This window comes from Thalassovita taeanensis (assembly GCF_900110775.1).
GTDB classification, from domain to species: Bacteria; Pseudomonadota; Alphaproteobacteria; order Rhodobacterales; family Rhodobacteraceae; genus Litorimicrobium; species Litorimicrobium taeanense.
This window is the reverse complement of sequence record NZ_FOEP01000005.1, coordinates 166,370-190,208: the sequence shown is the minus strand read 5'-3', so window position 1 is coordinate 190,208 and position 23,839 is coordinate 166,370. Positions and strand designations below refer to the sequence as shown.

The following is a 23,839-nucleotide window of genomic DNA, read 5'->3' as shown; positions in this document are numbered from 1 at the left end:
TATTTTTGTCAGAAAGAAACTGGGGTGGGTTATAAAACCTTGTCGAGCACGGTCTGAAGGCGGCCCAACGTGGCGGGCACGTCATAGAGTTTGTCCAGCCCGAACAGGCCGAGGCGGAAGGTCATGAAGCCTTCAGGCTCGTCACAGGCCAGTGGCACACCAGCGGCGATCTGCATGCCTTCGGCCGCGAATTTCTTGCCGTTCTGGATATCGGGGTCGCTGGTATAGCTGACCACCACGCCCGGCGCGCCGAAGCCTTCGGCGGCGACCGATGTGACGCCCTTGTCCGCCAGAAGCGCGCGCACGCCATTGCCCAGATCCCACTGCGCCTGTCGCAGTTTTTCAAAGCCATAGTCGCGGGTTTCAAGCATCGTGTCGCGGAAGGCGCGCAGCGCGTCGGTGGGCATCGTGGCGTGATAGGCATGGCGGCCGTTTTCGTAGGCCACCATGATCGCCCGCCATTTTTTCAGGTCCAGCGCGAAGCTGTCAGAGGTCGTTTGCTCCAACCGTTCCAGCGCGCGGGCCGACATCATCACCAACCCGGCCGAGGGCGAGGCCGACCAGCCCTTTTGCGGTGCCGAGATCAGCACATCAACGCCGGTTGCGGCCATATCGACCCAGATGCAGCCGCTGGCGATGCAATCCAGCACCATTAGCGCGCCGACCTGATGCGCGGCATCGGCCAGCGCGGTGATATAGTCGTCGGGCAGGATCAGCCCTGCCGAGGTTTCCACATGCGGCGCAAAGACCACGTCGGGCTTGGCCTCAAGGATCGCGGCGACCACGTCTTCGATGGGGGCGGGCGCGAAGGGGGCCTGCACGCCGTTGCCGGTCTGGCGAGCCTTGAACACGGTGGTTTGCGCGGCAAATCCGCCTGCTTCGAAAATCTGGCTCCAGCGATAGGAGAACCAGCCGTTGCGCACAATCAGCGCGTGGGCGTCGTGCCCGAACTGCCGCGCCACGGCCTCCATCCCGTAGGTGCCGCCACCGGGCACCAAGGCCACGCCGTCGGCGCTATAGACGTCTTTCAACAGTCCCGACACATCGCGCATCACCTGCTGGAAAGCTGCCGACATGTGGTTCAGCGAGCGGTCGGTGAAGACCACCGAAAACTCCTGAAGACCGTCGGGATCGATATCGCTGTGCAACGCCGCCATGTTCTTTGACCTTTGCTTCATTCCGTTCCTCAAGGATGTAGCATAGCCCGATTTATGTGCAAGCGCGCGGCGCGCTATGTCACAGTTTGCCGGTGGCTAAATAATGACCCAAGGTAAATCTGCCCTCCCATGGCGCAAAGCACCAAACTGAGGTATGGGACAGTAACAGCCAAGACCACAGAAGACAGGTAAACCTGTCGGACAGAGCGGATATGCCAGATACAACACTGATTATCAACGGATTTTCAATTCTCGACAACCCCAGTGTCAACACCAACTCGGCCGATGGTGGTTATATCGAGATCATGAGCGGGAATGCTCCGTTCGAGGATGACGATATCGTCGTGTTCAGCGTGGTCAATGCTGACGCGAATGGCGAGGTCACTGGATCGTCGGCAATCACTGGTATCGTGGTCTATGACAACGCGGCTGACTATTTCAACGACATCCCGAAATACACCTATGGCCCGATGAACCCCGGCCAGACGGCGAGCATTCAGGGCGATGTATCGGGTCTGGGCGACACCTATCTGCGGTTCAACGCCAACGTTCTTGTCTCTAGCGATCCGGGCGCGCCGCGGTTCAATCAGCTGCTGCTTGCACCGGAATATGACCTTGCCAACGATCTGGCCTCGGGTCCGATCCGGATTGAGCGCTATACCGATGTCGATTTCGACCACGATGGCATGATCGATGCCGGAACGACCGAGGTCGCAAACGCGTATTTCGCCTCGGATAACAATGGCTTTGCCGCGATCTGCGTGACGCGCGGCACCTGGATCGAGACCGATCGTGGCCCGAAGGCCGTCGAGACGTTGCGTGTGGGCGATCTGGTTTCAACGCTGGACAACGGATTGCAGCCGATCCGCTGGATCGGGTCGCGCCCGGTGCCGGGCGTTGACAAGCTTGCGCCGGTCCATATCCGCGCCGGTGCCTTGGGTAATATGCGCGACCTATGGGTATCGCAAAATCACCGGATGCTGGTCCGCGGCCCCAAAGCCGAGCTGCTGTTTGGCGAGCGCGACGTTCTGGTCGCGGCCAAACATCTGGTTGATGACCATGCGATCCGCATCGTCCCCTGTGCCGAGGTGGATTATTTCCACTTCATGTTTGACGATCATCAGATCGTCTTTGCCGAGGCTTGCCCGACCGAAAGCCTTTATCCCGGCAAGCAAAGCCTGCGGGCGGTCACCGCAAAGGCGCGCGGCGAAATCCTGAGCCTTTTCCCCGAGCTTGAGCATGATCAGACCAATGCCGTCCTGTCGCGCTATGAGTTGAGCCGGGACGAGGCCACGGTCTGGCGGCGGTCTGCCTAAGCCGCCGACCACGCGACCTGATCTGCCTTATATCGGCCCCGGGCGCCGCTCTTCGGACAACAGCACGTTGGCCTCGACGTTGCCGACGCCCGGCAGGGTCATGACCCGGCGGCGCAGCACGCGCTCGAAATCGGGAATGTCGCGTGCGACAACGCGCAGGCGGTAATCATACAAGCCCAGAATATGTTCGACGGTCTGCACCTCGGGGATGGCGCTGACGGCGCGTTCGAAATCCTCAAGGCTGACGCGGCCCTTGGTCGCCAGCTTGACCCCAAGGAACACCGTCACCCCAAACCCCAGCTTTTCGCGGTCCAGCATCAGGCGGCGGCCTTTGATCGCCCCCTCCTCCTGCAACCGCTTGATGCGCCGCCAGGTTGCGGGCTGCGACAGGCCAATCCGGCGGCCAAGTGCCCCGGCGCTGAGCGTTGCATCCTCTTGCAGCGCCCGCAGTACCTTGCGATCCAGTTCGTCCAGCTCGATCATACCGGCAACACCTGATCTTCTTTGATCCGCGCCACATGCATCAGCGCATCCAGATCGGAAATATGCGGCAGGGTCAGGATTTGGCTGCGATAGACCTGCTGATAATGCGCCATATCGCGCGCGATGACCGACAGGCGCACGTCGACCTGCCCCAGAAAGGTCTGGATCTCCAGCACCTCTGGCACCTCGCGCGCGGCGGCCAGAAAGTCATCGAAGGCGCGCGGTTGGGTCTTGTCCAGCGTCACCCGCAGCGACACCTCGACCTCGTAACCTAACGCGCGCCAGTCGATCAGCGCCTGCTGCCCCCGCAAGACGCCGCGCGCCTGCAACCGTTCCAGCCTGCGCCAGCACGTCGCCTGCGTGATCCCCGCCTTTTCCGCCAGCTCGGCCGTGGACAGGTTCGGATCAGCCTGAAACTGTCTGAGCAACCGCCGGTCCGTATCGTCAAGCATGGATTTCACCTTACATCCCTGTATCACGAATGTTTTCTACATGATTGATGAAGATAGTTCAATTTTTGAAAACCATATACGGCATAGATCGCTATTTTACCCGACAGAACAACACCAAGGAAGGAGCGCCCGATGCGCGTTTACTACGATCGCGATTGCGACATTAACCTGATCAAAGACAAAAAGGTCGCCATTCTGGGCTATGGCAGCCAGGGCCACGCCCACGCGCTGAACCTGCGCGATTCCGGTGCCAAGAACCTTGTCGTCGCTCTGCGCGAAGGTTCGGCCAGCGCCGCCAAAGCCGAAGGCGAAGGCCTGAAGGTCATGGGCATCGCCGAGGCAGCCGCCTGGTGCGACCTGATCATGTTCACCATGCCCGATGAACTGCAGGCCGAAACCTATAAGAAATATGTGCATGACAACCTGAAGGACGGCGCAGCCATCGCGTTTGCCCACGGCCTGAACGTGCACTTCGGCCTGATCGAACCGAAGCCCGGCGTTGACGTCATCATGATGGCCCCCAAAGGCCCCGGCCACACCGTGCGCGGCGAATATACCAAAGGCGGCGGCGTGCCCTGCCTGGTGGCCGTGGATCAGGACGCATCCGGCAAGGCGCTGGAAATCGGCCTGTCCTATTGCTCGGCCATCGGTGGCGGGCGTTCGGGTATCATCGAGACCAACTTCCGCGAAGAGTGCGAAACCGACCTGTTCGGCGAGCAGGCCGTTCTGTGCGGCGGTATCGTTGAACTGATCCGCATGGGCTTTGAAACTCTGGTCGAAGCTGGCTACGAGCCCGAAATGGCCTATTTCGAGTGCCTGCACGAAACCAAGCTGATCGTTGACCTGATTTATGAAGGCGGCATCGCCAACATGAACTACTCGATCTCGAACACTGCCGAGTATGGCGAGTATGTTTCCGGCCCGCGCATTCTGCCGTATGAGCAGACCAAGAAAGCGATGAAAGACGTTCTGACCGACATTCAGACCGGCAAATTCGTGCGTGACTTCATGCTGGAAAACGCTGTTGGTCAGCCGTCGTTCAAAGCGACCCGTCGCATCAACGACGAGCACCAGATCGAACAGGTTGGCGAGAAACTGCGCGGCATGATGCCGTGGATTTCTGCCGGCAAAATGGTCGACAAAGCCAAGAACTGAGTGGGCGGCGGGCGGGTTGCCCGCCCCCTGACGGACCTGCGATTGACCCCGGCCCGGTGCCGGGGTCTTTTGCCCTTCAAGGATTGAAAACCGTGGAACCACAGATCACACGTGCCAGTTGGGCCATGGTTGCGGCGCTGGGGTTTGTCTGGGGCGGCACCTTTCTGGTGATCGAACTGGGCTTGCAGGGCATCACGCCCTTCTGGCTGGCTGCCGCACGCATCGGCTTTGCCGCCCTGCTGATGAGCGGCGTCTGGGCCCTGCGCGGCGGAAAACTGTGGCTGAGCGAGGCGCGCGGATGGGCACCGCTGATGGCCATCGGCCTGCTCAGCTCTGCTATCCCTTTCATGCTGCTCAGTTGGGGCCAGCAATATGTCACCTCCGGCTTTGCCGGGGTGTCGATGGCGGCTGTGGCGCTGATCGTTCTGCCGCTGGCGCATTTCCTTGTCCCCGGCGAGCGGCTGACCCTGCGCCGGATCTGCGGCTTTCTGATCGGCTTTGCGGGCGTTGTGGTGTTGCTTGGCACACAGGCGTTTGACAGCACCGGCCACGGGTTAGAGCTGGCTGGGCGTTTGACCTGCCTTGGCGCTGCCTGCTGCTATGCGCTCAGCTCGGTCCTGATGCGGCGGCTGCCGCCGGTGGACCCGGTCGGGCTGGCCACGATATTGATGCTGATTGGCACCGGCGTGGTGCTGCCAATGGCCCTGTCGGTCGAAGGCGCGCCGCCTGCGGTCTCGGCGCAAACCCTTGGAATACTGGCGTTTCTGGGGCTAGTCCCAACAGCCGCAGCCAACCTGATCCGGGTTCTGGTGATCCGCAGCGCCGGGCCGGTATTCATGAGCCTGACAAATTATCAGGTGCCGGTCTGGTCCGTGACGCTTGGTGCGATCTTGTTGGGTGAACCTCTGCCGCCCTCGCTGCTTTGGGCGCTGGTGCTGATCCTGTGCGGCGTGGCGCTCAGCCAATATGGCGCGTTGAAGCGGCTGTTCTTCAGGGCGTAACCTGCCCGCGCACCGCCGCCTGCCACAGGCTCAGCGCCGAGCGTGTTTCGAACACGTCGTGCACCCGCACCACCTGCACCCCCTGCGCCACCGCCGCCAGCGCGACGGCCACCGAACCCGCCGCACGATCGCGCGGCTCGGGCGCATTGCCCAGCGTTCCGATGAATTTCTTGCGCGATACCCCCAACAGAATCGGGCACCCTAGCGCGTGAAACAGCCCAATTCGCGCCAGAAGCGTCAGGTTGTGGTCCACCGACTTGCCAAATCCGATCCCCGGATCGGTCAGAATCCGGCTGCGCGGAATACCCGTCGCTTCCAACGCCGCAACCCGCGCCTCTAGAAAATCATAAACGTCCAGCAGCACATCATCATAGCGCGGGTCCATCTGCATGGTTTGCGGATCCCCCTGCGCATGCATCACACAGACCGGCAGGCCCTGCTTGGCACACAAAGGCGCCAGATCGGGGTCAAAGGTAAACCCCGCCACATCGTTCACCAGATCTGCCCCCGCCGCAACGGCGGCCCGCGCCACCCCGGCCTTGCGCGTATCAATCGAGATCGGCACCGGCAAAGCGGCCCGGATCGCGGCGATCACCGGGGCGGTGCGGGCAATTTCAACATCGACCGCAACTTCCGCCGCACCGGGCCGGGTGCTTTCGCCGCCCACGTCGATGATATCCGCCCCCGCAAGCACCATGTCGCGCGCATGCGCCAGCGCCAGATCCGGCGCATCATGCGCGCCACCATCCGAGAAGCTGTCGGGGGTGACATTCAAAATGCCCATCACCTGCGGCCGGGTCATCTGCAATCCGGCCACGTCCGCGCGCGGTTCGGTCAGGCGTGACAGCACCTGCGCGGGCACCTCGGCCGCCGGGATCACCTGCGCCTCGCCGCCGCGCGTGATCTGCTCGACCTGTGAAAACCACGCCCATCCACCGGCCAAAGTTACGGCATCAGCGGGGCGGCAGGGGTCGGTCTGAATCAGCGGGCGGTAATAATGTGTCATGCGGCAGGAATGGCCAATTGGCGCAGTCTTGGCAAGGCTCAGAGCACCCGCACATCCGATGCCACCGCGCGCAGCGGCAAATCCGCAGCATCCGGCAGGCTTTCACCGATCACCAGCATATCCGCCGCCTGCATTTCCCGCGCGAACCACAGCACCAGCGCCAGCGCATCGCCCGGCTGCGCCGACGGCCCGTCCACCGCATCCAGCACGATCTTCGAGGGCGCCCAAACGCTGATCTGATCGTTTTTCATCGACCAGTCCAGCTCGGTTCGGGAGTTGACCACGACACAGCGCTTGTCGCGCCCGGCCAGAACCCAGGCATTCTGTTCAATCGCCAACAGATCAATCCGGCGCTGCGCCAGCGCGGCTGAGCTGTGCGGCGCGGGGCAGTCGGGTGCCCCGACACACAGGATCGTGGGTCGGTGCTCGGCCTGCAACTGATCCAGCCACTGGGTCAGATGCGGCGAGGCAATGGCGACATTCGACAGGTAAACCACCTGCGGGTGCGGGCGATCTTCGGTCGCGGCACGCCCCGCTGTCGGCATGCGGGCGCGCACGATCTCGACCCCCAGCGCGCCGGGACCACGATCCAGCTTTTCGATCCGCACAAAGACCCGCTCGGCCTGCGGTTCGGCCAGAATACGCCCGGCGACCCGCTCGGCCAGAGTTTCCAACAGGTTCAGACGCTCGGCCGCCAGCTCATGCGCAATCGCCTCGGTCACGCGGTCATAGGACAGGATGCGGTCCACATCATCCTCGGCCGAGGCCGCCAGCGGGCGCACTTCAACCACGATGTTGAAACAGATCCGCTGTGTCGTGCCACGCTCGGCCTGAAAGGCGCCGATCTCGACCTCGACAATATGATCACGCAGCGAAATACGGTCCAGCGGCCTGTCGGGGGCTGTGCCCTCGGACCGTTCAGACGGGTGGGCGAATGCCCATTCGATTTCATTGCTCATCACGATCTCCGGCACAGAGGGGTGCGCGTCATTGCGTGGGGGCACCCTAGCGGCAGTTCCCCGCCCGGCAAGACCGTCAGCGGCAAAAGACCGGGCGAAACCGTCAGTTCTGCGACAGCTGGGTCGGGTGACGATAGAACTGATGCACGCCGATTGTTGTCGTACGGGCGAATTTACGCGACCATTTCGGGCGAACCGCGGTCGTGTGATAATACGTCGCGCCATCGGTCAGCACACGCGGCGCGCCATTCACCATCAGCTTGGCAACCTTCGCAACCCGCTGATAGGCGCGAGGTTCGGCGATCACCTCTTGCTTGCCATCGCAGGTATAGGTGAACTGACAGGCATATTTGCGCCCGGTGCCCTGATTGATCACAGCACACACCGTATCGGGAAAGCGCGGGCTGTCGACCCGGTTCATGATCACTTCGGCGACCGCGAACTGTCCCTTGACGCTTTCGCCGCGCGCTTCGAAATACAGCGCCTCGGCCAGACACCGCCAAGCGTCGCCGCCCTTGGCCTTCGGCAGGCTGGCCAGCCATTCGCGGCTATAGCTGATCTGCGTCGCGCCCTTCTGCGAGGGGTGCAGCAGGCTGTCGATCCGCTCGGCTGGCATCCCGAAAAGGCCACGCTTTTCCTGCTTCAACACCTGGTTCACAGGGGTATCCGCCACAGCGGGAAAGGCCATCATCAGGCCGACAACAAATGCAATTGCGATACGCATATCAAGGGTTCTCCTTGCCGTCGCGATCCCATTTGATCGTCCCAGCCACCGGGCACATAGCCAAAAACCGGGTTTCCGTCCAGACAGTGCCCGTTTTTTGAGCCAAACCGCGCCACTTTCCCCCTCGGAGCCTTCGCTAGGAATATGACAATTTTGTAAATATTGCAGTAATTTAAGTGGATTTTCCGTTCATTTTATCCAGCACAGCAAACTGCGCTGCCGCCAGCCGGGCAACGGGCACCCGGAACGGCGAACACGACACATAGTTGAACCCCGCCGCCCGACAGAAGGCGATTGATTCGGGGTTGCCGCCATGCTCGCCGCAAATCGACAGCACCAGATCGGGGCGCGCCTCGCGGCCACGCTCGGCGCCGATCTGCAACAATTCACCAACGCCTTCGATATCCAACTGGTGGAACGGGTCCTCGGGGAACACCCCCTGCTGCACATAGGTTGACATGAACCGCCCCGCATCGTCGCGCGACAAGCCATAGGTCATCTGCGTCAGATCATTGGTGCCGAAGGACAGGAACGATGAATGCTGTGCGATCTCGGCCGCGCGCAGGGCGGCGCGTGGCGTTTCCACCATCACCCCCAGCCGGAAGGTGAAATCACGCCCGGTTTCGTTGCGCACGGCGGCGGCGGCGGCATCGATCCGGGTCTTGACCAGCTCGACCTCGCGCTTGGCGCTGACCAGCGGGATCATGATTTCCGGCACAACCGGCGCGCCATCCTTGCTGGCCTCGATCGTCGCCTCGAAAATCGCACGCGCCTGCATGTCGTAAATCTCGGGCATGGTGATCCCCAGACGGACACCGCGCATCCCCAGCATCGGGTTATATTCGCTCAGCGCCTCGACCCGGCGGGTCACATCCGACAGCGGCAGATCCAGCGCCTCGGCCAGTTCCCGATGCCCGGCGCGATCCGAGGGCAGGAATTCGTGAAGCGGCGGATCGAACAGCCGGATGCACACGGGTTGCCCCTGCATGATACGGAACAGCTCAATGAAGTCAGCGCGTTGCATCGGAAGCAGGCGATCAAGCGCCGCCCGGCGGTCATCGCCGTCATCGGCAAAGATCATCTCGCGCATCACTGTCAGGCGGTCGGCTTCAAAGAACATATGCTCGGTCCGGCACAGCCCGATGCCCTGCGCGTTGAAATTGCGCGCGGTCTGGGCGTCGGCGGGCGTGTCGGCGTTGGCGCGCACCCCAATGTCGCGCACCTCGTCGGCCCAGCCCATCAGCGTCTGGAACGCATCGCCCTGCGCCGCCTCCAGCATCGCCGGTTCCCCGGCCAGAACCTCGCCGTTGGTGCCATCGACTGTGATGATGTCACCGGCGCGAAACTCGCGCCCGTCCGGCACCATCAACGTTTTGCGGCGCGGCTGAAAACTCAGCGAGGACGCCCCCACAACGCAAGGCAGCCCCATGCCGCGCCCGATCACGGCCGCGTGGCTGGTCATGCCGCCGCGTTCGGTCAGAACGGCAACGGCGGCGTGCATCCCGCGAATATCCTCGGGCGAGGTTTCGCGGCGCACCAGAATACAAGGCTCGCCGCGCGCGGCACTGGCCTGCGCCTCGGCGGCGGAAAACACGATCCGACCACTGGCCGCACCGGGGCTGGCCGCGATCCCACGCGCCAATCGGTCGCGCGGGGCATCCGGGTCGATCTGGCGGTGCAGCAATTCGTTCATTGATCGCGGTTCAATCCGCATCAACGCGTCATCCCGAGAGATAATCCCGTCTTCGGCCAACGACACAGCGATCCGCACCGCAGCACGCGCATTGCGCGCCACCCGCACCCCGTCCAGCACGTGCACCTGACCGTTTTCGATGGTGAATTCGGCCTGCATTTCCTCGCGCAGGCGTTGCCGCATCAACCGCGTATGGGCAATCAACTGATCAAACCCCTCCGGCTCCAGCTCTTGCAGGGATGGCCCACGCGGATCGCGCTCCAGAAACAACGACGCGTCGCCTTCCAGCGCATCACGGCCCTGCGATTGCGACAAGTACCGCCCGGTGATTTGCGGCAGACCGGTCTTTGAATCCACCAGCTGGATCACGCCAGAGCCACATTCGCCCTGCCCCTGCCCCAGACCCAGCGCCATTTCCTGCACCACCAAGCCCAGCCCGGCATCGGCCGGCGCGCCCTTGGCCTGACGCAACAGCCGTGCGGTCGTGCCCTCCCAGGCGCGCGCCATCGAGCGCAGAACCTCGGCCAGCTGCACCGCCGGATCCTGCGGAAACGGCTCTTCGGTTTCGTCCTCATAGACGCGCAACACCTCGGCCAGCCCCTCAGGACCATCCAGCGCCACGTCCTCGAACATGTCCGGGTCAAGCCGTGCAACATGGATCGCAAAAGACTGCACAAACCGCAGATAAATCGATGCCGCCGCCCGCAACCCCAAGGTCTGCGACAGCTTCAGATACCGCGCATCGTTGATCCCGACGTTCAGCACCGCCCCCGGCCCGCCCCAATCAGGGTCTTCCGACGACGGGCGCACGCACAACAGCGGCGCAGGTCCGAACGGCTCAAGCAGCACCTGCATGTCCGGCATTTCCCCGCCCGCAATCCGGTGCACCGCATCAAAGCTGAGCGCGACCGTCTTGGGCACCGGCAAATTCAGCCGGACCAGACGTTGCAGGCATTTGGCCCGCCCGCCGTGGGTTGTGGCCGCGACGGGGGCCGTTTGGGTGATCAGGGTGATGTCGGGGTTATCTTGCTGCACTGCGGCACCTTCTTCTGGTTGCCGCAGAATACGCCTGATCCGCCCCTTGGCAAGGAAAACAGCACGCAGGCCGCGACAAAGGCGGGCCTGCGGACTGTGCGGGCCTGCTCAGCCTTCGATCTGTGACAGATCAGCGACGGACAGACAGATATTGCGGATCCGGGCCAGCAAATTCAGACGGTTGCGCCGCACGATGGCGTTGTCGGCATTGACCTGCACCGCCTCGAAAAACGCATCAATCGGGGCACGCAAGGCCGCCATGCCCCGCATTGCCACCTCGAAATCCTCGTTCTGCATTGCTGGGGAAATCGCGGCCTCGGCGGTGTCCAGCGCCGCGAACAGCGCCTTTTCGGCGTCGGTTTCGGCGTATTTCACATCCGCGCCAAAGGAATATTCCACCCCGTCCTTTTCTTCGGCCTGAGTCAGAATGTTGTTGGCGCGCTTGTAGCCCTGCAACAGGTTTTCCCCGTCATCAGTCTTCAGCAGATCGCTTAGCGCGGTGGCACGTTTCACCAACAGGGTCAGGTCATCGCTGCCGGGCATCTCAAGGCAGGCATCAATCACGTCATGGCGCATGCCCTGATCGCGCAGGTAAACTTTCAACCGGTCATGGAAGAAGGCCAGCAAATCCGTGCTCAGATCCGGCATCGCATCGCCAACGGTGCGCAGCAGCGAGCCGTCTTCCATATCAGGCGCATCATCCTTGCCGGCAAGCCGATCCAGCACCGCATGAAAGGCCGCGCCGAACACGCCGTGATCGGCTATCTCGTCCAGCATCTCCTCCAGCGCTTCGGTTTCTCCGGCCTGAGCCGAGGAGCGGGTCAGACTGATTTTATGCTTCAGCAGCTGGCTGTCGATGAACCGGTCCAGATTGATGCGCAGATCACCGGTCAGGATGATGCGGATCACCCCCAGCGCGGCGCGGCGCAACGCGTAAGGGTCTTTCGACCCGGTGGGTTTTTCGTCAATCGCCCAGAACCCGGTCAGCGTATCCAGCTTGTCAGCCAGCGCCACGATGGTCGAAACCGCCTCAGAAGGCACATCGTCCGACGGGCCAAGCGGCGAATAATGCTGCTCGCAGGCATTGGCCACCGCTTGCGGCAAGCCTGCGGCCTCGGCGTAATACCGGCCCATAAGCCCTTGAAGCTCGGGGAATTCATAGACCATTTCCGACGACAGATCGGCCTTGGCAACACGCGCCGCCTGCTCGGCCAGATCGGGTTCGATCGCCATCACCGGCGCCAGTTCGCGCGCAAGCGCCGCAATCCGGTCGATCCGCGCGGCCTGCGTGCCCAGCTGATTGTGGAACGTCACATTCGACAACTGTTCGGTCCATGCGCCCATTCCGGCCTTGGCCACGCGCAGATCGTTTTCCCAAAAGAACTTTGCATCCGACAGCCGCGCCGCCAGCACTTTCTGATTGCCCGCAAGAATGGTTTTGCCGTGATCCGTGGTTTCACGGTTGGCCACGGTGATGAACCGCTCGATCCGCCCGGTTTTCGGGTTTTTCACGCTGAAAAACTTCTGATGCTCTTTCATCGAGGTCTGCAAAACCTCGGGCGGCAGACCCAGAAAATCCTCGCCAATCTCGCCCATCAGCACCACCGGCCATTCGACCAGCCCGGCCACCTCGGCCAGAAGACCGCGGTCTTCGACCACCTCCAACCCGTTGGCGAAGGCCTGATTGGTGGCGTCGTGCCAGATATGTTCGGCGCGCTCGGTCGCGTCCAGAATCACGTGGTCGCGCTTCAGCTTGGCGCGGTAGTCGTCGAACGAGCTGACCGCGAAGCGGCCAGCGGCCATAAAACGGTGCCCCTCGGTGGAATTACCCGCTTTGATACCGTCGATATCCATCGGCACCACTTCGGCCCCGGCCTCGGTCGTCAGGATGCACAGGATCGAATGCAGCGGGCGCACCCAGCGCAGGCTGCCCGCGCCCCAGCGCATCGACTTGGGCCATGGGAAATTGCGGATTGTCGCCTCAAGCACCTCGGCCACGATCTCTGCGGCGGGGCGACCCGGCTTTTCGATCACGGCAAAGAACACCGCGCCTTTTTTCTCGTCCCGCTCTTGCAGCTGATCCCGGGTCAGACCGGCACCGCGCAGAAAGCCTTCGATGGCTTTCGTCGGCGCATCGACGCGCGGGCCCTTGCGTTCTTCGCGCAGGGTCGGGCTTTGGTCCAGCAGGCCATCCAGTGTCAGCACCAACCGGCGCGGTGTCGAAAACGCGGCAGCACCGGAATAGGTCAGCCCAGCCTCGACAAGGCCGTCGGTGACCCGCTTTTTCAGGTCTTCAGCGGCCTTCGCCTGCATCCGCGCGGGGATTTCTTCCGAGAAGAGTTCGATCAGCAAATCGGGCATATCAGTAGCCTTCCGGGGCAGGTGGGCAATCGGCGGGCGCGGGCTGACCGTCAAAGACAACCTTGCCGCAGCGGTTGATCTGGTGCCAGACAAAGCCGCGCCCATCGGGCAGCACGGCAACGATCCGGTCAATACCATAGTGAATGTCGGGCGTGCCCATAAAGGCCAGTGCCTGCCCACTTTCCAGCGCGGCACCAATCGCCTTGGCGTCGAAACAGTCGAACCAACCCGGCGCGATCAACGGTTCCGCCTGGTCATAGCTCTGGAAGGTTTCGCTCAGCATCGCCTGACTGTGCGGCGTGGTGAAACAGGCGCGATAGCGGATCGGCGAGCTTTCGGAATCGATTGCCTTGAAGTCTTCGTACACAATCGGTTCAGGCAGGCCCGACGACAGCGCGGTCATCTGCACGTCATCGACGCCCGTGGCCACGATCTCGTCATAATACGCGTAAACCTGCAGGTAGTACATCGACACCCCTGCCACCAAAGCCGCAATCACGATCACCCCCGCGAGTATCTTGCCCATCATTCTGCCACCCAGCCGCCGGCCTCGGTCTGCACAAAGGCATCCGCGCACTGTTTCGCCAATGCCCGCACCCGCCCGATATAGGCCTGCCGTTCGGTCACCGAAATCACGCCGCGCGCGTCCAGCAGGTTGAACAGATGGCTGGCCTTGATGCATTGGTCATAGGCAGGATGCACCATGATGATACGGTGTCCGGTCTTGGGATCGATGTGGTCGTGCGTCAGGATCGCCTCGCATTCGGCCTCCGCCTCCTCGAAATGCTTCAGCAGCATATCGGTATTGGCCACGTCAAAGTTCCAGCGGCTGTATTCCTGCTCGGTCTGGCGGAACACATTGCCATAGCTCAGCGGGATCGGGCTTTGCGGATCGTTGTAGGGCATGTCCATCACGTGATCGATGCCCAGCACATACATCGCCAGACGCTCCAACCCATAGGTCAGCTCGCCCGAGACCGGATGGCAGTCATGCCCGCCGACCTGCTGAAAATAGGTGAACTGCGACACTTCCATACCATCGCACCAGACCTCCCAGCCCAGCCCCCATGCACCCAGCGTCGGGGATTCCCAATCATCCTCGACAAAGCGGATGTCGTGCAGGTTCATGTCGATGCCGATCGCCTCAAGGCTGCCCAGATACAACGCCTGAAGATCAGGCGGGCTGGGTTTGATCAGCACCTGATACTGATAATAATGCTGCATCCGGTTCGGGTTCTCGCCATAGCGCCCGTCCGTGGGGCGGCGCGACGGCTGCACATAGGCCGCAGCCCAAGGATTGGTGCCCAAGGACCGAAGTGTTGTCGCCGGGTGAAACGTACCCGCGCCCACTTCCATGTCATAGGGCTGCATGATCGCACAGCCCCGCTCGGCCCAATAGCCCTGAAGCCGCAGGATGATTTCCTGAAAACTACGCGGTTTGCTGATGGTTTCTGCCATGATCCCTGCCCTGTTCGGCCCCGTTGAAATCGCGTGCTCTACCTACGGCGGGGCGCGGTCGGGGTCAATTGCGGGGAACTGCATTATTTGGGTGCACATGCAGCATGATTTGATAAAACACGCTGCAAGCACACAAACGCCGACGGGCAAGGACATTTAACGATATGATGCGATTTCTGGTTTCGGTTTTCTTCGTTGTGGTCCTGTCAACGCGCAGTCTGATGGCGCAGGAAGACCCGGTTTGGGTTCAGGTCGAGGCGCAGCCCAGCCTGACCGCCGCACAGGAAAGAATCCGCGACTACGCCACGCAGTTGCAGGATGTGAACGGCTTTGCCCTTGGCGGCGGCTGGTACGCGGTGGCACTTGGCCCCTATCAGCGCGGCGATGCCGAACAGGTGCTGCGTGTGCTGCGCGCCGAAGGCAAGATCCCGCGCGACAGCTATATCGCCTTCTCCTCCAACTTTCGTCGGCAATTCTGGCCCATCGGCGTCGATACCCTGGCCAGCCCCGCCCTTGCACGCCCCAGCGCCCCCGATAACAGCCCCGCCATCACTGACACTGCATCGCCTGCCCCCGTCATCGTGGCCGAATCCGATGAAACCCCGCGCGAAGCCCGCCAAAGCGAGGCGCTACTGAGCCGCGAAGAGCGGATGGAGCTGCAATCCATGCTCAAATGGGCAGGCTTCTATAACTCCGCCATTGATGGCGCCTTCGGCCGTGGCACCCGCAGCTCGATGGCCGCGTGGCAACAGGCCAATGGCTATGACGCCACCGGCATCCTGACCACCCGCCAACGCGCCGCCCTGTACAAACAGTACACCGCCGTGTTGGACGGGCTGGACCTGCGTCTGGTGCAGGATCATGACGCCGGGATCGAAATGAAGCTACCCACCGGGGTTGTTGCCTTCGATAAATACGAAGCCCCCTTTGCGCATTACGCCGCCACCGGCGACATTCCAGCCAAGGTGCTGCTGATCTCGCAGACTGGCAATCAGGCCACGCTGTTCGGCCTCTACGACATTATGCAGACGCTGGCGATCGTGCCCGCCGCAGGCCCGCGCGAGCGTGGCCGCAATGACTTCATGCTGATCGGTCAGGGCGCGGATTTCGTCTCGCACACGCAGGCCACCCTGCAAGATGGGCAGATCAAGGGCTTCACCCTCGTCTGGCCCGCCGGGGACGAAGAACGCCGCACCCGCCTGCTCAGCGAGATGCAGGCCAGTTTTGCCCGCACGGGCGGTGTGCTTAGCGCCGCTGCCGGCAATAACGAAGACCAAAGCATCGACTTGGTTGCCGGGCTGGAAATCCGCAAGCCGCGCCTGACGCGCTCGGGCTTTTACAGCGATGCCAACGGCACGGTCGTGACCACAACGCAGGCCGTGACCGGGTGCAGCCGCATCACGCTGGACACCGACATCGAGGCGCAGGTGCTCAGCACCGACGAGGCGCTTGGAATTGCCATCCTGCGCCCCACGGCCACGCTTGCGCCGATCTCGGTTGCCACGCTGCAACTGTCGGCCCCGCGCCTGCAATCGGATGTGGCGGTGGCCGGTTATTCCTATGGCGGCGTTCTGGGTGCACCGACCCTGACCTTTGGCACATTGGCCGATCTGCGCGGATTGGGCGGCGAGGAACAGCTGAAACGCCTGACACTGAACGCCCTGCCCGGCGATGCAGGCGGCCCGGTCTTTGATGCGGGCGGCAATGTTCTGGGCATGTTGCTGCCGCGCCCCGACGGCACACAGAAACTGCCCGATGACGTCAGCTTTGCGCTGGATTCAGGTTCGATCGGTCAGGTTCTGACCCGCCTCGGGCTCAGCGCCAACGCCACCGATCAGCTGGGTCAGATGGACCCCGAAGATGTCAGCACAATGGCCGGTGGCATGACGGTTCTGGTCGGCTGCTGGGACTAAACCCCGCTCCAGCTCAGGCGCGCCAGAACGCCACCGTCAGCATGGCGTAAACCACCATCAGCTCCAACCGACCGATCAGCATTGCGATTGATAACAGCCACTTGGCGGTGTCGTTCAGCCCGGCAAAATTGCCCGCAGGCCCGATCTGATCCCCCAACCCCGGCCCGATATTCGCCAAAGCCGATGCCGCCCCGGTGACCGAGGTGGTGAAATCCAACCCCGTCATCCCAAGAGCAACCGACAGCACCCCCAGCGACGCGATGAAAAACACGAAGAACGACATGACCGAATTCAACACGTCATCGTCGATCTTGCGCCCCTCATAACGCGGGGTGAACACACCATGCGGCGACTGCGTCTTCTTCAACTGCGCCCGGATCGAGGCGAACAAAATCTGATAGCGGAAAATCTTGACCGAACACGCGGTTGATCCGGCGCACCCTCCGATCAGGCCAATGAAAAAGAACATCGCAATCAACAGGCTGCCCCAGTTCATATAGTCCACACTGGCATAGCCCGTGCCCGATATGATCGAGGTAATGTTGAACAGTGCCTCGCGGAACGACTGCTCCCAATGGTGCGGGAAAATCGTCGTCAGAACGATTGTGGTCACGATCACAAGCACGCCAATGGTCAGCAAGAACCCATGCACCTGCTTGTCACGCCAAACAGCGGTGCGGTGACCGTTGATCATCTGCACATAGCGCACGAACGGCAGCGCCGCGAGAATCATGAAGATCGAGGCGACGTATTCCAGCGGGCCGGAAAATGCCCCGAACGAGGCGTCATAGGTTGAAAACCCGCCGGTCGACACCGTTGTCAGCGCATGCACCGTCGCGTCAAACGCACCCATGCCCAATACCATATAGCTAAACAGACAGGCCAGCGTCAGCGCCAGATAGATCACCGAGATTTGCGAGGCAATCGCCGTGGCACGCGGCAGGATCTTCCCCATCGTGTCAAAGCTTTCCGACCGGAAAATCTGCATCCCGCCGACTCGCAACTCGGGCAGGAACACCATGGCCACAACGATAATCCCGATCCCGCCCAGCCATTGCAGGATTCCGCGCCAAAGCAACAATCCCTTGGGCAGAGTGTCCAGCCCGGTGAAAACCGTGGCCCCGGTTGTGGTCAGACCCGACATCGCCTCAAAAAACGCATCCACCGGTCGTGCCTGCGTTTCGCCCAGGATAAACGGCAGCGCGCCAAACATCGGCAGCGCCAGCCACACGCCGGTTGTCAGGAAGAATGTCTGCTGAATACTCAGCCCCTCGCGGGTGCCGTTCTGACAGGCCAGCGCGATCAGCCCACCGGTCACAAAGGTCAGCATAGCGCTTTCGGCAAAGACGCGCCAATGCGCGCGGCCCTCGGCCACATCCACCATCATCGGCGGAAGCATGGTCAGCCCAAGCGCCGCCACCAACAGGCCAATTACATATCCGACAGGTCGCAGATCAAACATGGCGCAGCGTTGGCGTGCGCTGCTCAAACTGTCAAGATGACAGCAGCGCTGCGGCGCGAATAGACACCCGCCTGTGACGGCACGTCTATCAAAAGATCAGGCTCCGCGCTGGATTGGTACAGCGTGGAGCCAGTCAAGAACCGGGACAATGCGCCCCAGTTCGATGCGATCAGATTACGATCAGATATAGAACAGATCGCGGAACACATAACGCGGAATGTCATCGCGCTTTACGCCCATCTCGGCCAGTTCTGCATCGGACTTGGCGTTCATCTTCTGGATCTGGTCATACCGCGACCGGTGATGCAGATACGCGTTGAAACCCTGCCCCATGCTGGCAAAGAATGCATCCACACGCTCGCGGATACCACCTTTTGAAAAAATGACGTCAGCTGCTTGCGTTGCCATCGGAAACCTCAATTCGTTTGTTTGGTTTCCTCCCTGCCTCTAAATTAGGTCAGCAGCTGTGACTTTACCACTGCCATTTCCTCATAGCGGCCCTGCAAATGCTGCAATGCAGCACAGATTCGCGCAACGCAGCATTATCACTGGATCGTGGGTTTCGGCGCGACCTTGCGGGCTCTACGCGGTCGGGGCGTCGCTTTCGCCTCGGGCATGGTTGGTGGCGTCGACGGCGCGCGGGGGCGTTTTTCCTCGGGCGCCTTGGTGGGCTCTGGCGCAGCAACGGTTTTCACCGCGGCAGGTTTCGCGGCGGCTTTCGGCGTCGCAGCAGCAGGTTCTGTTTTCGTGGCAACTGGCTCTGGCTTCGTGGCAACAGGCGCGGGCTTCGTGGCAACCGGCTCTGGCTCTGGCTCTGGCTTCGCGGCAACCGGCTCTGGCGCTGGCTTCGCGGCAACCGGCTCTGGCGTCGCGGCAACCGGCTCTGGCGTCGTGACCTCGGCCTGAGGATGCATGAAATACATAACGGTTTCTGCTGTCATCGTCGTCATCGCACGGGCCATGCGCAGCTGCGTTTCCCACGTGTAACTTGTCAGCCGAAACATCGCGGTCGACAACTGATAGGGATTCAATACATGGATCATGGCGTGTCCTTTCCATTCGGAGTCAATGACACCAGCCTAGGCCCGTCTGGTAAAGGCAATGCGACACAGAAATGCGTCGCAATCCGGACAGATGCCGACTCCAGTGTTGGCGCCCGACCCGGCTCCCGCGCAAATGTTCCGCACGGGCCACGCGCTCACATTCAGCGGCGCGCCCGATAACCCGGCACAATTCGGCCAAGCGCCAAAAATACAGGCGCAATACCGACGTAATACCGACGTTTAACCGACGTGATACAGCGTGTTGAACAACCGTGGGTCGATGCTGTCGCAGGTGAACGTGTCGCCTTCGGTCAGGATGCTGACCGCATCGTGGCTGTGCAGGCTTTCCTGATGGCTGGCGACGATTCGAAAATCGCCGACCCGCGGATCGGCCTCAAGCTGGGCACAAAACAGCCGCGCGGCATCCTCGACAAATATCGGGTTGGCTGCGTTCAGCTCGGCAAAGGCCTGCTCGTCCTCACGCTTCACCATGACCTGAGTTTCAGTGGGCACAGCCGCGCGCGCCATGTCGATCACATCCTCGAACCACAGGCAGTCACCGTCCTTTACCTCAACCGAGATCCGCGCGACCGAGCGCTGCGAATGCGGCGTCGCCAACTGCCCCCGCGCGCGGCGGGCATGCTCGCTCAGCTCCAAGGAACAGGGGCAGGTCGAGGAATAAACATAGTCCAGATGCACGATCTTCTTGCGCTGCCCCGCCAGTTCAACCAGCTCTAGCGCGATGTCGTAATACTGATACCCATGCAGCCCCGATCGCAGCGATTCGACCCGAACGGGATAGGAAAACCGCATCTGGATCCGCGCATCAAAGCTTTCCAGATCGGCTTTGTAATCGTCCAGCGCGGCCTGTATCACCTCGAAACTAAAGGTTTTTTCAGCGTGAGCATAGAACGAGCGCATGATCCGGGACATGTTGATGCCCTTCTTTTCCGCCTCAAGGCTGACCGTGCCGGTCACGCTGGTTTCCAGCGCCAGATCACCACTGTCACGGCTGTGAAAGCGGATCGGAAGCCGGAAATTCGAGATCCCAACATGCTGGATCGGCTTGCGCGCACCCCGGATCAGACTGCTGGGACCGTTTTGCAGATCGGGCAAATCATCCTTATACGCGGCATCCACCTCGAACGCATGCGGATAGCTGCGCGACAGCACCGGATAGCTATCCTCGGCCGTATGTGGCAACAGGCGCGCCAGCGACGGATCAAGATCGGCGATTTCAGCGGGCGTCGCACGGGTGGCCCAGGCGCGCAACTGTTGCAGCGCCTCGGCGGCCTCATCCCGGCTGGGATGGCGATCAATCTCCGGCGTGTGGAGGTTCATTTTGTGCCCTTTCGATCCTGTGGCAAACACTAATCTAGTGTCAGATAGCCCGAATTGCCAATATCGCAGGGGTATATGCCGGAAATGACCTGTCGGATCACTGTTTACGATGCGATCTGGAAAGGGCCGGACATCTCCGGCCCATCCCGTTTCAGATCTGATCCAGCGCCTGACGCAGATCGGCCACCAGATCATCAGTGTCCTCCAACCCGACACTGAACCGGATCAGTCCCGGCGTGATCCCCAATTCCACCTTCTGCTCGGCGGGCAGACGTTGATGGGTGGTGGTTGCCGGATGGGTCGCGATGGATTTCGCATCGCCCAGATTGTTCGAGATCACAGCGATCTTCAGCGCGTTCAGAAACTTGAATGCCGCCTCTTGCCCGCCACGAATATCGAAGGACAGTACCGTGCCGCCCTCACCCATCTGTGCCACGGTCAACGCGTGCTGCTCGTGCGCCTGCAGACCAGGATAGACCACCCGCTCCAGCCCCGCATGGCCTTGCAGCGCCTCGGCAATTGCCAGCGCGCTGGCGGCCTGCGCCCGCACCCGCAGATCCATCGTTTCCAGACCCTTCAGCATGATCCAGGCGGTAAACGGGCTCATCGCGGCGCCGGTATGCTTCAGATAGGGCTCGACCGTGCCGCGGATAAACTCCTTGGTGCCAAGGATCACACCGCCAAGTGCGCGCCCCTGCCCGTCGATATGTTTGGTGGCCGAATAGATGACCACATCGGCGCCCAAATCGACCGCGCGCGAAAACACCGGTGTGGCAAACACGTTGTCCACCAGCACCAGCGCGCCGACGGCATGGGCCAGATCGGCCACAGCTTTGATATCAATCACTTCCAGCGTCGGGTTGGACACCGATTCAAAGAACACAGCCTTGGTGTCCGAACGCAGCGCCGCCTGCCACTGGCCCAGATCGGTGCCATCAACCAGCGTCACCTCGACGCCGAAGCGGCCAAGAATATCTTCGAGAATATACAGACACGAGCCAAACAGCGCGCGGGCCGCGACCACATGATCGCCCGCCTTCAGCATCGACATCAGCGCGGCGTTCACCGCCGCCATGCCGCTGGCGGTGGCAAAGGCATCTTCGGTGCCTTCCAGCATCGCAATCCGGTCTTCGAACATCGCCACGGTCGGGTTGCCATAGCGGGCATAGATGAATTCATCCTCGCCCACTTTCAGGAACCGCGCCTCGGCCTGCTCGGCGGTGTCATAAACAAAGCCCTGAGTCAGGAAAATTGCTTCGCTGACCTCGTTGTATTGGCTGCGGCGGGTGCCGCCGTGCACCAGCTTGGTACGTTTATTCCAGTTCTCGCTCATGTCATTCCTCCGGGCGATCCGCCCATAAAAAAACCCCCGACGCGGCCAAGCGAAAGGGGGCTCCTTCATCCTGACCTTTTAGCGGAATATTTAACGTGGCCCGCAATCCGGTAACAAATCGCCACGAAAATTCTGATACGCCCGCGTGCGGATCACGTCAACACCGTCACGGTTCTGTAATCTTATTTTCATCCCGGTTTCGTATCCCTCGTCTAAGCCCTGATCACAAGATGTAGTGGAGGGACGGGGAAATGCCCCTTCTACGGATCAACGCAACGAATAATGGCCCCCGGCTGCACGGGGCAGATCGACCTTTGATGCCCACGCTGGCGCATGCCGCCAACGGGGACGGGCCGGTGATTATCATGGTGCATGGCTATAAATTCGCGCCCGGATCGGCTGACAACTGCCCGCATGATCACATCCTGTCGATGCGCGAGGACCACGACTGCCCCAAAGCCCTCAGTTGGCCGCGCGCACTTGGCTTTGGTACCGCAAATGCCGACGAGGGGCTGGGGCTAGCGTTTGGCTGGTCGGCGCGCGGCAGCGTCTGGCAGGCCTATGCGCGGGCCGAAGAAGCGGGGGCTGATCTGGCGCAGGTCATCGCCGCCCTGCGCCGACTGGCCCCACATCGCCCCATCCACGCCTTGGCGCATTCAATGGGGGCGCGCGTCGTACTGTCTGCGCTGCGCCGACTGCCCGGCCACAGCGTAAACCGGGTGATCCTGCTGGCTGGCGCCGAATATCAGACCCACGCCAACGAGGCCCTGAACAGCCCCGCAGGCCAAAGCGCCGAGGTGATCAACATTACCAGCCGCGAAAACGATTTCTACGATTTCTTGCTGGAACGGCTGATTTCCCCGCCAGTGCGCGGCGACCTGACCATTGGGGCGCATCTGTCGCAAAGACCAAATGCGCTGACGCTGCAACTGGATGATCCGGTTACACTGCGCGCCCTGGCGTGGCACGGATTTCGCATTGATCCCCCCCAACGGCGGGTCTGCCACTGGTCGGCCTATCTGCGTCCGGGCGTGTTTGACCTGTACCGCGCGTTGCTGCGGGCGCCGCAACGGCATCCGCTGGCACAGCTGCGCCCGCTTCTGCCCGACCAGCCAGCCCCGCGCTGGTCACGCCTTTTTGCATGGCCTGCGCTGCCTCACTCCTTGCCCCTGACCGGAAAAGCACCATCATAAGCGCGACCAATATGGAGCGCGCAGATGACCACACCGATTGACCTTTTCTACTGGCCGACCCCCAACGGATGGAAAATCTCCATCGCGCTGGAAGAAATGGGCCTGCCCTATGCCCTTCACCTGATCAATATCGGCGCAGGTGAGCAGTTTCACCCCGATTTCCTGAAAATCGCCCCCAACAACCGGATGCCCGCGATCATCGACCCCGATGGCCCGGACGGCGCGCCGATCTCGATCTTCGAATCCGGCGCGATCCTGCAATATCTGGCCCGTAAAACCGGGCAATTCGGCGGCCCGACCGAACGGGACCGGATTGCAGTCGATCAATGGCTGATGTGGCAGATGGGCGGACTGGGTCCGATGGCGGGTCAGGCGCATCACTTTCTCAAATACGCCCCCGCGATGGAGCCGCCGAACGATCTGCCCTATGCCAAGGACCGCTATCGCAACGAGGTGGGGCGCCTGCACCGGGTGCTGGACACGCAATTGGCGGAAAACGAATATGTTGCGGGGGATTTTTATTCCATCGCCGATATGGCGATCTGGCCCTGGGCGTGCCTTTGGGAAGGGCAGGAACAGTCACTGGACGACAAGCCGCACCTGAAACGCTGGCTTGATCTGGTCGGCGCGCGCCCCGCGGTGCAAAAAGGCAAGGCCGTGGCTGCCGAAAAGCGCGCCAACCTTCAGGACAACAAGAACGCGCAGAAGGTGCTGTTCGGTCAGAAGGGGTGACACCTTAGGCGGGGCGGCCTTA

At 61.7% G+C, this 23,839-nt stretch carries 21 protein-coding genes and 1 riboswitch; of the genes, 6 read left to right on the top strand and 15 right to left on the bottom strand.

Annotated features, from left to right (window positions below; genetic code table 11):
- Positions 1-29 precede the first annotated feature (29 nt).
- A complete protein-coding gene (locus tag BSF79_RS09410) occupies positions 30-1,157 on the bottom strand; it encodes an aminotransferase class V-fold PLP-dependent enzyme (RefSeq protein ID WP_090269711.1) in 1,128 nt (375 codons plus the stop codon).
- Between the two features lie 212 nt (positions 1,158-1,369).
- Between BSF79_RS09410 and BSF79_RS09405 the strand changes: the two genes are divergently transcribed.
- Positions 1,370-2,473: a Hint domain-containing protein gene (locus BSF79_RS09405; protein ID WP_090269636.1), complete on the top strand. Its 1,104-nt coding sequence runs from the start codon at positions 1,370-1,372 to the stop codon at positions 2,471-2,473.
- A gap of 27 nt (positions 2,474-2,500) precedes the next feature.
- Here the strand turns inward: BSF79_RS09405 and BSF79_RS09400 are convergent, their stop codons facing one another.
- Complete coding sequence (locus tag BSF79_RS09400) at positions 2,501-2,956, bottom strand: Lrp/AsnC family transcriptional regulator (RefSeq protein ID WP_090269635.1); 456 nt, start codon at positions 2,954-2,956, stop codon at positions 2,501-2,503.
- Complete coding sequence (locus BSF79_RS09395; RefSeq protein ID WP_090269634.1) at positions 2,953-3,408, bottom strand: Lrp/AsnC family transcriptional regulator; 456 nt, start codon at positions 3,406-3,408, stop codon at positions 2,953-2,955. Before BSF79_RS09395 ends, BSF79_RS09400 begins: the two co-directional genes overlap by 4 nt.
- A gap of 132 nt (positions 3,409-3,540) precedes the next feature.
- On the opposite strand from BSF79_RS09395, the gene ilvC reads away from it, so the two are divergent.
- On the top strand, positions 3,541-4,563 hold the full coding sequence (gene ilvC / locus BSF79_RS09390) for a ketol-acid reductoisomerase (RefSeq protein WP_090269633.1): 1,023 nt from the start codon (positions 3,541-3,543) through the stop codon (positions 4,561-4,563).
- A 125-nt stretch (positions 4,564-4,688) separates the two neighbouring features.
- Entirely contained in the window at positions 4,689-5,564 is an 876-nt protein-coding gene (locus tag BSF79_RS09385) for a DMT family transporter (RefSeq protein WP_090269710.1), read from the top strand.
- On the opposite strand, the gene folP is transcribed toward BSF79_RS09385, so the two are convergent.
- The 7 genes from folP to BSF79_RS09350 all read right to left on the bottom strand — a co-directional run bounded on the left by folP (position 5,554) and on the right by BSF79_RS09350 (position 14,800).
- The gene (gene folP / locus BSF79_RS09380) at positions 5,554-6,570 is read right to left on the bottom strand and encodes a dihydropteroate synthase (RefSeq protein WP_090269632.1); all 1,017 of its coding nucleotides are present in this window, start codon (positions 6,568-6,570) and stop codon (positions 5,554-5,556) included. The two genes, BSF79_RS09385 and folP, sit on opposite strands and share 11 nt — an antisense overlap.
- Before the next feature lie 38 nt (positions 6,571-6,608).
- Complete coding sequence (locus BSF79_RS09375) at positions 6,609-7,529, bottom strand: dihydroneopterin aldolase (protein ID WP_090269631.1); 921 nt, start codon at positions 7,527-7,529, stop codon at positions 6,609-6,611.
- Between the two features lie 103 nt (positions 7,530-7,632).
- Complete coding sequence (locus tag BSF79_RS09370) at positions 7,633-8,253, bottom strand: cell wall hydrolase (RefSeq protein WP_425443235.1); 621 nt, start codon at positions 8,251-8,253, stop codon at positions 7,633-7,635.
- Positions 8,254-8,425: 172 nt separating this feature from the next.
- The gene (locus tag BSF79_RS09365; RefSeq protein WP_090269630.1) at positions 8,426-10,981 is read right to left on the bottom strand and encodes a putative PEP-binding protein; all 2,556 of its coding nucleotides are present in this window, start codon (positions 10,979-10,981) and stop codon (positions 8,426-8,428) included.
- 108 nt (positions 10,982-11,089) lie between these two features.
- On the bottom strand, positions 11,090-13,342 hold the full coding sequence (glyS, locus tag BSF79_RS09360) for a glycine--tRNA ligase subunit beta (protein ID WP_090269629.1): 2,253 nt from the start codon (positions 13,340-13,342) through the stop codon (positions 11,090-11,092).
- A 1-nt stretch (position 13,343) separates the two neighbouring features.
- Positions 13,344-13,868 carry a DUF6446 family protein gene (locus BSF79_RS09355; protein ID WP_090269628.1) on the bottom strand — a complete coding sequence of 175 codons (525 nt, stop codon included), beginning with the start codon at positions 13,866-13,868 and terminating at the stop codon, positions 13,344-13,346.
- Entirely contained in the window at positions 13,868-14,800 is a 933-nt protein-coding gene (locus tag BSF79_RS09350; RefSeq protein WP_090269627.1) for a glycine--tRNA ligase subunit alpha, read from the bottom strand. Before BSF79_RS09350 ends, BSF79_RS09355 begins: the two co-directional genes overlap by 1 nt.
- Before the next feature lie 164 nt (positions 14,801-14,964).
- Between BSF79_RS09350 and BSF79_RS09345 the strand changes: the two genes are divergently transcribed.
- Positions 14,965-16,713, top strand: a complete 1,749-nt coding sequence (locus BSF79_RS09345; RefSeq protein ID WP_090269626.1) for a trypsin-like peptidase domain-containing protein — start codon at positions 14,965-14,967, stop codon at positions 16,711-16,713.
- A gap of 13 nt (positions 16,714-16,726) precedes the next feature.
- Here the strand turns inward: BSF79_RS09345 and BSF79_RS09340 are convergent, their stop codons facing one another.
- The 5 genes from BSF79_RS09340 to metZ form a co-directional block, all read right to left on the bottom strand.
- Complete coding sequence (locus BSF79_RS09340; RefSeq protein ID WP_090269625.1) at positions 16,727-18,175, bottom strand: TrkH family potassium uptake protein; 1,449 nt, start codon at positions 18,173-18,175, stop codon at positions 16,727-16,729.
- A 180-nt stretch (positions 18,176-18,355) separates the two neighbouring features.
- A complete protein-coding gene (locus BSF79_RS09335) occupies positions 18,356-18,583 on the bottom strand; it encodes a hypothetical protein (RefSeq protein ID WP_090269624.1) in 228 nt (75 codons plus the stop codon).
- 137 nt (positions 18,584-18,720) lie between these two features.
- On the bottom strand, positions 18,721-19,218 hold the full coding sequence (locus BSF79_RS20220) for a hypothetical protein (protein WP_090269623.1): 498 nt from the start codon (positions 19,216-19,218) through the stop codon (positions 18,721-18,723).
- A 240-nt stretch (positions 19,219-19,458) separates the two neighbouring features.
- On the bottom strand, positions 19,459-20,559 hold the full coding sequence (folE2, locus tag BSF79_RS09325; protein ID WP_090269622.1) for a GTP cyclohydrolase FolE2: 1,101 nt from the start codon (positions 20,557-20,559) through the stop codon (positions 19,459-19,461).
- A gap of 151 nt (positions 20,560-20,710) precedes the next feature.
- On the bottom strand, positions 20,711-21,892 hold the full coding sequence (gene metZ, locus BSF79_RS09320) for an O-succinylhomoserine sulfhydrylase (RefSeq protein WP_090269621.1): 1,182 nt from the start codon (positions 21,890-21,892) through the stop codon (positions 20,711-20,713).
- A 58-nt stretch (positions 21,893-21,950) separates the two neighbouring features.
- Positions 21,951-22,027: riboswitch (SAM riboswitch) on the bottom strand.
- Positions 22,028-22,143: 116 nt separating this feature from the next.
- Between metZ and BSF79_RS09315 the strand changes: the two genes are divergently transcribed.
- Both BSF79_RS09315 and BSF79_RS09310 read left to right on the top strand, forming a co-directional pair.
- A complete protein-coding gene (locus tag BSF79_RS09315; protein ID WP_090269620.1) occupies positions 22,144-23,085 on the top strand; it encodes a DUF726 domain-containing protein in 942 nt (313 codons plus the stop codon).
- 24 nt (positions 23,086-23,109) lie between these two features.
- Positions 23,110-23,817, top strand: coding sequence for a glutathione S-transferase N-terminal domain-containing protein (locus tag BSF79_RS09310; protein ID WP_090269619.1), 708 nt, complete (start codon positions 23,110-23,112; stop codon positions 23,815-23,817).
- Positions 23,818-23,839: the final 22 nt, after the last annotated feature.

Excerpts from the sequence above, each read along its gene's own strand:
- BSF79_RS09410 (WP_090269711.1), bottom strand. The coding sequence starts at position 1,157 with ATGGCGGCGTTGCACAGCGATATCGATCCCGACGGTCTTCAGGAGTTT.
- BSF79_RS09405 (WP_090269636.1), top strand. The coding sequence starts at position 1,370 with ATGCCAGATACAACACTGATTATCAACGGATTTTCAATTCTCGACAAC.
- BSF79_RS09400 (WP_090269635.1), bottom strand. The coding sequence starts at position 2,956 with ATGATCGAGCTGGACGAACTGGATCGCAAGGTACTGCGGGCGCTGCAA.
- BSF79_RS09395 (WP_090269634.1), bottom strand. The coding sequence starts at position 3,408 with ATGCTTGACGATACGGACCGGCGGTTGCTCAGACAGTTTCAGGCTGAT.
- ilvC (WP_090269633.1), top strand. The coding sequence starts at position 3,541 with ATGCGCGTTTACTACGATCGCGATTGCGACATTAACCTGATCAAAGAC.
- BSF79_RS09385 (WP_090269710.1), top strand. The coding sequence starts at position 4,689 with ATGGTTGCGGCGCTGGGGTTTGTCTGGGGCGGCACCTTTCTGGTGATC.
- folP (WP_090269632.1), bottom strand. The coding sequence starts at position 6,570 with ATGACACATTATTACCGCCCGCTGATTCAGACCGACCCCTGCCGCCCC.
- BSF79_RS09375 (WP_090269631.1), bottom strand. The coding sequence starts at position 7,529 with ATGAGCAATGAAATCGAATGGGCATTCGCCCACCCGTCTGAACGGTCC.
- BSF79_RS09370 (WP_425443235.1), bottom strand. The coding sequence starts at position 8,253 with ATGCGTATCGCAATTGCATTTGTTGTCGGCCTGATGATGGCCTTTCCC.
- glyS (WP_090269629.1), bottom strand. The coding sequence starts at position 13,342 with ATGCCCGATTTGCTGATCGAACTCTTCTCGGAAGAAATCCCCGCGCGG.
- BSF79_RS09355 (WP_090269628.1), bottom strand. The coding sequence starts at position 13,868 with ATGGGCAAGATACTCGCGGGGGTGATCGTGATTGCGGCTTTGGTGGCA.
- BSF79_RS09350 (WP_090269627.1), bottom strand. The coding sequence starts at position 14,800 with ATGGCAGAAACCATCAGCAAACCGCGTAGTTTTCAGGAAATCATCCTG.
- BSF79_RS09345 (WP_090269626.1), top strand. The coding sequence starts at position 14,965 with ATGATGCGATTTCTGGTTTCGGTTTTCTTCGTTGTGGTCCTGTCAACG.
- BSF79_RS09340 (WP_090269625.1), bottom strand. The coding sequence starts at position 18,175 with ATGTTTGATCTGCGACCTGTCGGATATGTAATTGGCCTGTTGGTGGCG.
- BSF79_RS09335 (WP_090269624.1), bottom strand. The coding sequence starts at position 18,583 with ATGGCAACGCAAGCAGCTGACGTCATTTTTTCAAAAGGTGGTATCCGC.
- BSF79_RS20220 (WP_090269623.1), bottom strand. The coding sequence starts at position 19,218 with ATGATCCATGTATTGAATCCCTATCAGTTGTCGACCGCGATGTTTCGG.
- folE2 (WP_090269622.1), bottom strand. The coding sequence starts at position 20,559 with ATGAACCTCCACACGCCGGAGATTGATCGCCATCCCAGCCGGGATGAG.
- metZ (WP_090269621.1), bottom strand. The coding sequence starts at position 21,892 with ATGAGCGAGAACTGGAATAAACGTACCAAGCTGGTGCACGGCGGCACC.
- BSF79_RS09315 (WP_090269620.1), top strand. The coding sequence starts at position 22,144 with ATGCCCCTTCTACGGATCAACGCAACGAATAATGGCCCCCGGCTGCAC.
- BSF79_RS09310 (WP_090269619.1), top strand. The coding sequence starts at position 23,110 with ATGACCACACCGATTGACCTTTTCTACTGGCCGACCCCCAACGGATGG.